Source organism: Vibrio sp. 10N.286.48.C11 (assembly GCF_041469805.1).
GTDB lineage: Bacteria > Pseudomonadota > Gammaproteobacteria > Enterobacterales > Vibrionaceae > Vibrio > Vibrio crassostreae_C.
Genome location: NZ_JBFRLK010000040.1, coordinates 88,470 through 99,856, shown reverse-complemented (window position 1 = coordinate 99,856; position 11,387 = coordinate 88,470). Strand labels below are relative to the sequence as shown.

Annotated in this window: 9 protein-coding genes; 7 read left to right on the top strand and 2 right to left on the bottom strand. The window is 43.2% G+C overall.

Going from position 1 to position 11,387, the window contains the following annotated elements:
* The first annotated feature begins 128 nt into the window (after positions 1 to 128).
* From pyrD to rmf, 7 genes are all read left to right on the top strand, one after another.
* Entirely contained in the window at positions 129 to 1,139 is a 1,011-nt protein-coding gene (gene pyrD, locus AB4209_RS11805; protein ID WP_136974293.1) for a quinone-dependent dihydroorotate dehydrogenase, read from the top strand.
* A gap of 206 nt (positions 1,140 to 1,345) precedes the next feature.
* Positions 1,346 to 1,894: a cell division protein ZapC gene (locus AB4209_RS11800; protein WP_145575834.1), complete on the top strand. Its 549-nt coding sequence runs from the start codon at positions 1,346 to 1,348 to the stop codon at positions 1,892 to 1,894.
* A 508-nt stretch (positions 1,895 to 2,402) separates the two neighbouring features.
* A complete protein-coding gene (gene rlmKL / locus AB4209_RS11795; protein WP_017059679.1) occupies positions 2,403 to 4,523 on the top strand; it encodes a bifunctional 23S rRNA (guanine(2069)-N(7))-methyltransferase RlmK/23S rRNA (guanine(2445)-N(2))-methyltransferase RlmL in 2,121 nt (706 codons plus the stop codon).
* A 25-nt stretch (positions 4,524 to 4,548) separates the two neighbouring features.
* Positions 4,549 to 4,809 (top strand): glutaredoxin family protein, encoded by a 261-nt coding sequence (locus tag AB4209_RS11790; RefSeq protein WP_019823251.1) that lies wholly within the window; start codon positions 4,549 to 4,551, stop codon positions 4,807 to 4,809.
* Positions 4,787 to 6,703 carry an ABC transporter ATP-binding protein gene (locus AB4209_RS11785; protein WP_017068914.1) on the top strand — a complete coding sequence of 639 codons (1,917 nt, stop codon included), beginning with the start codon at positions 4,787 to 4,789 and terminating at the stop codon, positions 6,701 to 6,703. The genes AB4209_RS11790 and AB4209_RS11785 overlap by 23 nt, the downstream gene beginning before the upstream one ends.
* A gap of 9 nt (positions 6,704 to 6,712) precedes the next feature.
* Positions 6,713 to 8,443, top strand: coding sequence for a DUF3466 family protein (locus AB4209_RS11780; RefSeq protein ID WP_136982181.1), 1,731 nt, complete (start codon positions 6,713 to 6,715; stop codon positions 8,441 to 8,443).
* Positions 8,444 to 8,604: 161 nt separating this feature from the next.
* Positions 8,605 to 8,778 (top strand): ribosome modulation factor, encoded by a 174-nt coding sequence (gene rmf, locus AB4209_RS11775; RefSeq protein WP_017059676.1) that lies wholly within the window; start codon positions 8,605 to 8,607, stop codon positions 8,776 to 8,778.
* Positions 8,779 to 9,030: 252 nt separating this feature from the next.
* Here rmf and fabA read toward each other — a convergent pair whose 3' ends face one another.
* Together fabA and AB4209_RS11765 are read right to left on the bottom strand one after the other, a co-directional pair.
* Entirely contained in the window at positions 9,031 to 9,546 is a 516-nt protein-coding gene (fabA, locus tag AB4209_RS11770) for a bifunctional 3-hydroxydecanoyl-ACP dehydratase/trans-2-decenoyl-ACP isomerase (RefSeq protein ID WP_017059675.1), read from the bottom strand.
* A 70-nt stretch (positions 9,547 to 9,616) separates the two neighbouring features.
* A complete protein-coding gene (locus AB4209_RS11765) occupies positions 9,617 to 11,269 on the bottom strand; it encodes a Lon protease family protein (RefSeq protein ID WP_017066880.1) in 1,653 nt (550 codons plus the stop codon).
* Between the last annotated feature and the right edge of the window lie 118 nt (positions 11,270 to 11,387).

Here is an 11,387-nt window from a genome sequence, read left to right as displayed (position 1 = left end):
ATAATGAACCTCATTCGTTAGCAAACTCGATTATCTTACCCTTACAGTCAGTAATAGATTGAATAGTTGAGTAAATAAGTAAATAATATCGCCCCGTTTACACGGGGCTTTTTTCTATCGGAGGCACAATGCTTTACCGTCTAGCCAGAACTGGCTTTTTCCAACTTGATGCCGAAAAGGCACATGATCTTGCAATTCAAAATTTCAAACGCTTCACTGGCACACCTATTGATCTTTTGTATCGCCAACAATTACCTCATCGACCTGTAGAGTGCATGGGTCTTACTTTTAAAAACCCAGTTGGCCTTGCTGCCGGTCTAGATAAAAACGGCGAATGTATTGATGCATTTGGCGCGATGGGTTTTGGTTTTGTAGAAGTAGGGACTGTTACTCCGCGTCCGCAAGCGGGTAACGACAAACCTCGTTTGTTCCGTCTTGTTGAAGCTGAAGGCATCATCAACCGCATGGGTTTTAATAACCTAGGCGTTGATAACCTTGTTGAGAATGTTAAGAAGTCGAACTATGACGGCATCTTAGGCATCAACATCGGTAAGAACAAAGACACACCAATTGAAAAGGGCGCTGAAGATTACTTGATCTGTATGGAGAAGGTATATCAATACGCTGGTTACATTGCTGTGAACATCTCTTCACCAAACACTCCAGGACTTCGTTCTCTGCAATATGGCGAAGCACTAGACGATCTATTGTCTGAACTGAAAACGAAACAAACTGAACTGGAAGAGAAGCATGGTAAATATGTTCCTCTTGCTCTTAAGATTGCTCCGGATCTAAGTGACGATGAAATCAGCCAAATTTGTGAATCATTGATCAAAAATAAGATCGATGGTGTGATCGCAACAAACACGACATTGGATCGTTCAATCGTTGAAGGCATGAAGCATTGCGACGAAGCGGGTGGTCTAAGTGGACGTCCAGTTCAATCTCGCAGTACTGAAGTTGTTCGTAAACTTTATCAAGAGCTTGGTGACCAACTGCCTATCATCGGGGTAGGTGGTGTTGATTCGTATGTTGCTGCAAAAGAGAAAATGATGGCAGGCGCTAAGCTTGTACAAGTTTACTCTGGTTTCATTTACAAAGGTCCAGGCCTTGTAGGTGACATCGTTAAAAATCTTTAAACGGCAAGACGCTTTTATTTCTGAAAAGCGACAATCTGGCATCGTCTTAATAAAAGAGACACTGTAACTCACTGAGTTGTAGAGAAAAGCGACAAGAAAGAGGAATTCATTTCCTCTTTTTTTTTGCCTATTGCTCAGTAAAATTACTGTAATTGAAGGTAATTTTGCGTTTTACCTAATGGAATGGTTCAACAGTGTGAGACGAAATGATGCTTAAACCTAGCGATACATGGAGTTGGTATTACGATGAGCAGCAATGTTCATTAATGCTAAACCTCGGAGAGGATATGATTTTCAAAACGAATCTGGTCCGCAATAAGCTGGTGGACTGCGCGTTTCGAGATAATGAATTCACCGTTGATGACGCATCTTCATACCAAACCTTCAAAGAACAAATTTCTGGCTTAGAACTGTCTGAGCCTCGTCAAGCTGAATTAGCACTCTATTGTGTGGCAGCAAAGCGTTTCCATAAGCCTGTACAGCCTAAGAGTTGGTTCTTCGACTCACAGGGCGTTGGCCACGAATACCCTCAAGAAGGGGATATTGTACAAATGAATAACGAGCATAGCTTAGGGTATTTCATTGTATTAGAAGTGGGAGAGTGTGCGAGCCTATGTGCATTTGTTGACCTAGAAGAGTTCCTGTTAACGCCTTCAAAAGGGTTACGCTTTGGCGACTCGATTAAGGTCATGCACGATAGAATGATAGACGCGAACGCTATTCTTCATCAAACGCACATTGCGATGGTTGGTTAGCCTTCAGTCTAGTCCATCATTTCTCACACACATCGCAACGCACCAACCTGTCAAATCTTCCCCCAAATCGGCTCATTAGCCGATTTTTTTGTGCCTAAAAAACCTCACCCTGATAAATACATCACTGCTTAACCATTTAAATAGTGAACTTACGACTATTTTTTCACCTTAATTTCTGCCTGTTTTTATCTCCAGAAGTGTAATTTACCCATCTTTATTCCCTGTTTATGTCCTTTTGTAGCTAACTTTCACACTAAATTCACGCTTGGTATATACCAATTTTGGGGTGAATATAAATTCACATTGTCGCTTTGGTCGGTATTTGGTCCTGAATCGTGTTGGTTTGATAAGTCTTATGTTCTAAGGGGATGTGGGTAAGCGATCGCTTCAACACTGCGCGTTTGCTAGCCAGTTAGAAGAAAGATTCAATGAAAAGACGAGTTTAGTGTGATGCTCTAGTAACAAATTCAGGTATAATCGAGCTCATTTTTATCAATAAAAGAACACTATGAATCAATATCTAGCGGTTACCTCAAATGGCCTTGAGAATTTATTAGTTGAAGAACTAACCCAACTAGGGATTACAAACGCAAAACCTGTTCAAGCAGGTGTTAAATTCAAAGCCACCAATGAGCAAATTTATCGTTGTTGTTTGTGGAGCCGTTTGGCTTCTCGATTTGTACGTGTCCTTTCTGAATTCACTTGTATGGACGACATGGATTTGTACCTATCAACCACTGCGGTTAACTGGGTAAATCAATTCCATAGCTCTAAGCGTTTTGTTGTTGACTTCAATGGTACGAACAACGAAATCCGCAATAGCCAATACGGTGCGATGAAAGTAAAAGATGCCGTTGTTGATTGCTTCGAGAAGAAGTCTCTGCCTCGTCCTTCTATCAGCAAAGAGAACCCAGACATTCGAATTCACGTTCGTCTACACCGTGATAAAGCGATTCTTGGTGTTGATATGGTGGGCAGCGGTCTTCACCAACGTGGTTACCGTCCAGAATCAGGTCGCGCACCTCTGCGTGAGACACTTGCTGCAGCGATTCTTCTTCGTAGTGGTTGGGATGCGACTAAGCCTTTCCTAGATCCAATGTGTGGTTCAGGTACGTTAGTGATTGAAGCGGCGATGATGGCTGCAAACATGGCTCCAGGTGTTAAACGTCAGAAGTGGTGTTTTGAATCACTAGAAGATTTCGAACCAGAGCTATGGGCTGAAGTGAAAGCTGAAGCGAACGTTCAAGGTCGTCGTGGTGTTAAGAAAGTGGAATGTAAGTTCTATGGCTACGACAATGATGAACGTATGATCAAAACTGCGCGTGACAATGCTCGTCGTGCCGGTGTTGAAGAGTTGATTGAATTCGAAGTAGGCGATGCTGCAAAGCTTAAGCGTCCTACAGAGTTTACTGATGGTGTGATTGTTTCTAACCCGCCTTACGGTGAACGTCTTGGTACCGAGCCGGGTCTTATTGCACTTTACACAGCATTCGGTGCACAGCTCAAAGCTGAATTTGGTGGCTGTAACGCATCTATCTTCTCTAGCTCAGACGAGCTACTAAGCTGCTTACGCATGCGTGCAGATAAACAGTTCAAGTTGAACAACGGTGCGTTACCGTGTCACCAAAAGAACTACTCAATTTCAGATCGTCCGATGTCAGAGCGTCCATCAGGCGAGCAAGAACAATTGATTGCACCTGATTTCGCGAACCGTCTTAAAAAGAACATCGGTAAAATTGGCAAGTGGGCTAAGAAAGAGCAATTAGATTGCTACCGTATCTACGACGCTGACCTACCAGAATACAATGTAGCGATTGATGTATACCCAGGTCACCTTGTGATTCAAGAATACGCAGCGCCTAAAGATGTACCGGAAGAGAAGGCAAAACGTCGCTTAACCGATATCATCCGTGCTTCTATTCAAGTAACAGGCGTAGAAGCAAACAACGTTGTGCTTAAAGTTCGTCAGAAACAGAAAGGCCGTTCTCAATACCAGAAATTGGCTCAAGACTCATCGAACTTAGAAGTGAACGAGTATGGCGTTAAGCTGATTGTTAATCTTCATGATTACCTAGATACCGGGTTGTTCCTAGATCATAAGATCACTCGTCGTCGTATCGGTGAGATGGCCGCAGGTAAGGATTTCCTAAACTTGTTTGCTTATACAGGAAGTGCATCTGTTCATGCTGCTGTGGGTGGTGCTCGTTCTACAACTACTGTTGATATGTCTAATACCTACCTAGAGTGGGCGAAAGAGAACATGGAGCTTAACGGTCGTGTTGGTCGTCAACATCAGTTTGTTCAAGCTGACTGTCTACAATGGCTAGCTAAAGAGCAGGGTTCTTATGATCTGATCTTTATCGATCCACCTACGTTCTCTAACTCAAAGCGTATGGATCAATCTTTCGATGTTCAACGTGATCACATTCAGCTGATGGAAAACCTTAAACGTCTTCTTCGTGAAGAAGGCACGATTGTGTTCTCTAACAACAAGCGTCACTTCAAAATGGACTTGGAAGCTCTAGATGAGTTAGGTCTTAAGGCTCAGAATATCTCAGCGAAGACACTTCCATTGGACTTCTCTCGCAATAAGCACATTCATAACTGCTGGTTGATTACACATAAGTAGTTAAGAGATCGTATAAGGATATATAGTGCTGACTCTCTACAGTACAGAAGGGTGCCATCTATGTGAGATGGCATTCCAACTCACGGAACAGTTAAACATTAGCCATCACGTCAACGTTGTTGACATTGCATTTGATGATGAGCTCTTTTCCCGTTACGGGGTCACTATTCCGGTGCTCAAATTTGAAAGCTCTGACCTTTCTCAAAGCTCAGAGCTTAACTGGCCATTTGGCTTGTTAGAACTTAATGATTGGTTAAAGAAGAATGGCATTACTTACAATTCATAATGGGCAATTAGCGTTTGGTGATCACCCATTATTAGATCGTGCGGACTTCGTGCTGCAAGAAAACGAACGTGTATGTTTAGTAGGGCGCAATGGCGCTGGTAAGTCGACATTGATGAAAATCCTATCTGGAAACATCATCATGGACGACGGTAAGATGCAAATCACGCAAGATGTGGTTGTGTCTCGTCTAGAACAAGATCCACCGCGTAATGAACAAGGTACAGTTTATGACTATGTTGCTGGTGGCCTTGCTGAAATCGGCGAACAGCTGAAGATCTATCATGATCTTCTGGATCTCATCGCGACAGACCCAAGTGAAAAGAATCTAAACCGCCTTACTCGCGTTCAAGAACAACTGGATCATGCTAATGCATGGCGTTTTGAAGATCGTGTAAGTAACGTATTGGCAGCACTTAAGCTGACTGCTGAAACCAAACTGACAGATTTGTCTGGTGGTTGGCAACGTAAAGCGGCACTTGCTCGTGCGCTTGTATGTGACCCTGACGTGCTTCTACTCGACGAACCGACTAACCACTTGGATGTTGCAACCATTGAATGGTTAGAGGGCTTCCTGAAAGACTTCCGCGGTTCAATCATCTTTATCTCGCATGACCGTGCGTTCATTAAATCGATGGCAACACGTATTGTCGATCTTGATCGCGGTAAATTGAGCTCTTTCCCGGGCGATTACGAAAATTACCTTGTTGAGAAAGAAGAGGCGCTTCGTGTTGAAGAAATGCAAAACGCTGAATTCGATAAGAAGCTTGCTCAAGAGGAAGTTTGGATTCGTCAGGGCATCAAAGCTCGTCGTACTCGTAACGAAGGCCGTGTTCGTGCGCTTAAGAAGCTACGTGAAGAACGTTTGAACCGTCGTGAAGTGCAGGGCAAAGCGATTATCCAAATCGACGATGGCCAGCGTTCAGGCAAGATTGTATTTGAAGCTGAGAATCTTAACTTTGGCTTTGAAGGCAAAGAAATTGTTAAGGACTTCAGCTTCAACATCATGCGTGGCGATCGTATCGCTCTTATCGGCCCGAATGGTTGTGGTAAGAGTACCGTTCTTAAGTTGCTACTTGACCAGTTAAAACCTGATTCAGGTCGTCTGCATTGCGGTACGAAACTTGAAGTGGCGTACTTTGACCAATACCGCGAGATCCTTGACCCAGAGAAGTCGGTTATCGATAACCTAGCGGATGGTAAGCAAGAAGTCACAGTAGGCGGTCGTGAGCGTCATGCGCTTAGCTACTTACAAGATTTCTTATTCTCGCCTAAACGTGCTCGTACTCCTGTTAAAGCGCTGTCTGGTGGTGAGAAAAACCGTCTGTTATTAGCTCGTATTTTCCTCAAATCGAACAACTTGCTGATTCTCGATGAGCCAACCAACGATCTAGATATCGAAACTTTGGAACTTTTAGAAGATTTGCTTGCCAACTATCAGGGTACGCTGCTTTTAGTGAGCCACGATCGTCAGTTTGTTGATAATACGGTAATGACAAGTTGGATCTTTGAAGGTAATGGCGTTATTGAAGAATTTGTTGGTGGTTACCATGATGCCCAGCAGCAAAGAAAGCAGGCATTAGAGTACCGACAGGTTGAAAAGCCATCAAAGCCCGAGAAAGTAGTTGAGGAAACTCCCAAAACTGCGCCAGTTAAGGCTAAACCTAAGAAGTTATCGTATAAGCTACAACGAGAACTAGAAGCGCTACCAATGCGTTTAGAAGAATTGGAAACTCAAATTGAAACTCTTCAGGAAGAAGTCAACGATCCCAGCTTCTTTTCAAAATCTGTAGAGCAGACACAACCAGTTTTAGATAAGCTATCTGCAGCAGAGCAGGAGCTTGAAGTTGCTTTTGAGCGCTGGGAAGAGCTCGAGGCACTACAACAGGAAAGTTAAGAAGTAATAATGACTTGTACTAAATTTAAATTAACTACAGTTGCAGCATTAGTTTTAGCTGCAACTAATGCCAATGCTGCGCTTTACAAGGTCGTTGAAGTCACTCCTTCAATTACAGGTGCCTCTGAAATCAATGGTGTGGCGATTCAACCTGGTGTTGCGACAGACGGAACGAATGAGCTTGCGTTAGGTTGCTTCGATTCAGCTGCAACCAACTGTACCGATAGTGCATTTAAACTTGCTGGTGAGACTCGCGATACGCTTGAAGCGGTAAGTTATCGTGAAGAAGTACCATTCGCAATGGATGCACCATTTCAGTACATTCAAGAGCGTGATGATTTCGAAAACTATTGTTATCGAGAGCTGAGATATTCTACATGTGAAAGTTGGGCTGAAAACCGTTGGAATGACACTTGGAGTAAGGAAAGAAATGACCTTACTCACGTAAATGCGAAAGCGTTTGTTGAAGGTGGGGATACTTTTGAAACTCGCAATACGGTAATCAATTCTTTAGATGAGAATGCCCAACCTGTGGGGATCAAATCCAAAGATGATATTCGCAATAATGCATTGTTTACGACGACAGCGGCGCCAACTGGAGCTTCAGAAACTCGTGCTTGGAAAGCGATAACGGCAAGCAACGGTACCGTTTACAATGTAGGTAGTATCTCTGAAGAGTTTGATCCGACTGACACTTCTGAACCAGATAAGGCGTTTGCTTCTAAAGCGGCAATTTGGGGTGGCACAACAACAAAAGAAATTGATTGGGTCAGAAGTGGTAATGCCCAACAAGGCGATTATTTTGCTCAAGGCAGTATGCGTTCAATTGTTGAGTCGAGTTCGATCTTTTATGGTGTCGGTTACAACACTGTAGATGGGAATGGCGACCTTCAAGACATGAACGCAAGTGTTTTTGTTAGTGATTCATTAGACATTTCAGGCTCTTGGTCAACGAAAGTTATTAGCGGTGCAGAGGTTAAGTCTGGTTCATCTAACGATGATGCGAGATACAGTAACTCCGTTGCTACTGACATCAACGATAACTTGTTTGCTGTGGGTTATTCTAAGCGTAATGGTTATGTACCAGAGAGCGGTAGTGCAGGTAACAAGATTTTCGTTGTTACGGATGCATCTGCAGTGACTCCGACGGCAACATACCTGTCTGGTGGTATCTTCTTTGGTGGCTCAAGTGGTGAAGCTAAAGCCGTTAACAACTTCAATGAGTTTGTCGGTCAAATAGATGCAGAAACCACTCGTGAGGTTGATGGTAGTGAGCGTAGACATAGAGGCTTTATCTACCCTTACGATCTCCCGTCTTCAACTGATGAACGCCGTGTTGATATTTTTGGTGGTAAAGCATGGTGGTTAGATGACTTAACAAATGATGGTGATGCGTCTAGTCACAATAACCAATTTAGAATCATTGATGCGACGGATATCAATGATGCTGGCGTGATTTCAGCAACGGCTATCAAATGTACAGTCGACGGTAATGATAAGCCTTATGACACAACATCACACAACTCATACTGTGGTGGTGCCTCATCTAACGCAGTCGAAAAGGTTGTAGCTGTTAAGCTTATCCCAATCAAGGGAGCAAGGTATGACACTGGCTCTGACATTGATAGCGTAGTAACTCGTAGCACCGACACCGAGAAAGTTGAGCGCCAAGGTGGTAGCCTAGGTTGGTTAACTTTGACTGTGCTTGGTCTATTAGGGTTCCGCAGAAAATTTAAATAATTTTATCTCCTGAGCCCGAGTTCACAATTCTGAACTCGGGCTTTTTTTCACCTTGAGAAAAGTGAAAATTTGACCGATTCTTAAAGTTGGAGTCACAAAAACTCCGTAAAGTTGTAATCATTGTATGTTAGTAAATGTAACACCCGTATGAGGACTGCACTATGAAGAGACAAAAGCGTGATCGACTAGAACGAGCACAATCTCAAGGCTACAAGGCTGGTTTAAATGGACGGTCGCAAGAAGCTTGCCCATATAGCCAAATGGATTCTCGGTCTTATTGGTTAGGTGGATGGCGTGACGCCAAAGATGACAAGCAATCAGGTCTCTATAAGTAGATAGGGCGTAAAGAATTCAAGGTCAGGGCTCCATTGTCTGTTGATTACAACGGCTGGAGCCTTGTTAGTTTCAGAACAACACAAAGACTCCCAGAGCTATGTAGCATTCTAGTTTCGCTATCATAAGCGTATCGCTGGTGGATTTATCCTGTTTCAAGCTTAATACGGGATACTTTAATGCACTATAACTAAATTTATTGGAACGAAAATAAAGCAGCCATGGGCTGCTTTACTAAAAATCTAACTATTAGATTAGAATGCTGACGTATCTTGGAAAAGGCCAACTTTCAAATCTTTAGCAACGTAGATCTCTTTACCATCAACAAGTACGCGACCATCCGCAAGGCCCATAACTAGACGACGGTTAACAACACGCTTCATGTGGATCTCGTAAGTTACTTTTTTCGCTGTAGGCAGAATTTGACCAGTGAATTTCACTTCGCCAACCCCTAGAGCACGACCTTTACCTTCGCCGCCAACCCAACCAAGGTAGAAACCAACCAGCTGCCACATTGCGTCAAGGCCTAGACAACCAGGCATTACAGGGTCACCTGGGAAGTGACAATCGAAGAACCATAGGTCAGGAGTAATATCCAGCTCAGCAAGAACTAAACCTTTACCGTAATCACCTTCAGTTTCAGACATCTTAGTGATGCGATCCATCATTAGCATGTTCGGTGCTGGTAGTTGAGGGCCTTGTGGCCATAGTTCGCCTTGGCTTGATGCTAGAAGCTCTTCGCGAGTGTAAGAATCACGTTTGTTTTGCATTATCAATTACTCCGATTTTTGATAGGTGCATATTAGTGAACAGGTGTACGCTAAACAAGTCCGATCAGTACTAGACAAACCAGTTTTTAATGCGTCCAACGATTCCAATAGGGTGCTCATGTCTTTCAAAGTTTTCAATACGTTCCGCGATTTTACTCAGAACGCTTTCTTGTTCATCGTCTCTAAATGGTTTGTTCATAATGAGAGGAATTGCTTCGTCTACATTAGACACAGACCAAATATGGAATTCTTCATTCTTAATGCTTTCAATAAGGTCAGGCTTTAGTGCAAGATGCCTTAAGTTCGATCTTGGAAGGATCACACCTTGTTCGCCTGTTAAGCCGTTGTGCTTACACACATGGTAGAAGCCTTCGATTTTCTCGTTTAGCCCGCCAACAGCTTGCACACGTCCAAATTGGTCAACTGCACCTGTAACCGCAATTTGTTGATTGATAGGGTATTCAGACAAAGCACTAACCAGAGAACACAACTCCGCAAGAGAAGCACTATCGCCATCTACTTCGCAGTAAGACTGCTCAAATACTACGGAAGCTGCGTATGGTAATGGATCTTCAAGGTTTAGTGCGCTGCTCACAAATGCTTGCATGATCATCATACCTTTAGCATGAAGATTACCACCCAGCTCGGCTTTGCGCTCAACATCGGCAATATCACCATCACCAAAGTGAATAACACAGGAAATTCGTGCAGGTTCACCATACGATATTGGGTGTCCCGGAACATCGATGACCGTCAATCCATTAACTTGACCAACTTGTTCACCTTCAGTTTCGATAATGACTTGGCCATCACGAATATCATCAAGGGCGCGTTCTGGTAGATAAGATTCACGGTTGTATTTGTGCTGTTGAGCTTGCTGGATATGGTGAATATCAATCTCACCATTGTCGGCTTCAATCAAAGCTTCGTTCAATAACGCGTTGTGCCAAATAGGGCACAGTGGGATATAGCTTTGATCTTCGGTTTCTCTTGCTCCGGCAGTAAGAATGCCAGTCAACGCTTGTTGCGTGATGTTTGGTAATTCATAGCGTTGTTGAAGCCACTTAAGGTAACCAAGATATTGAGTCAGAGTGTCTTCTGAGAGCTTAATGTCCTGTTCAATTTCGCTGAATAGGCAAAAACCGGTTTGAATATCGCTGTCTAGGTAATCAAGGTCACCTAGTTGAGCTCTGTCTCCAACTACAATTAACTTAATATTGTAAGTAAGAGGTAAGGTTGGCGACTGATTCAAGTGTTCAGGGTTACTGCTGATAGGCTCTACAGCTTCACCAAGCAGCGCAGATTTAAGCAGTAACCAGCTTCCTGGGTTTGCCAAGATCAGGTTTGCTGAAACGATCAGATAACCGTTGTTTGCTCTAGCCAGTAGGCCAGGTTTTGTCGCAATAACCTTACCGTCTTTCGATTGAACTTGGTCAAATAGAGAGGCAGCATTTAAAGACTCAGTTTTGATAACCGGCAGAGTGTGATCATCTAAAGCAGTGACTAGAGATTCAACAATCATTTGACGATAGATTGAATTGTCCGGAGCATTTACCAGTAAAACGCGCGAAAGGTTAGACAAGCGAACAAAGCGGGTTAGCGCATCTTTGAATCTATGTTGAATATCTGAAAACGGGAAAGGCGAGATGTCAGGGAATTGCTCTAATTGAGCGCTATATTCGTCGTACTGAGGCGTAACATGTCGCCAATCTACTTGAGTCATTTAAGTTTCTGATTATGATAATGAGGTAGGGAGTATATAGAAAAACCGATCTCGCTTGTAGCTCTATGTGGTAGTTACTAATCACTAAGCTAATATAAGTATGATCTTGGTCTATTCT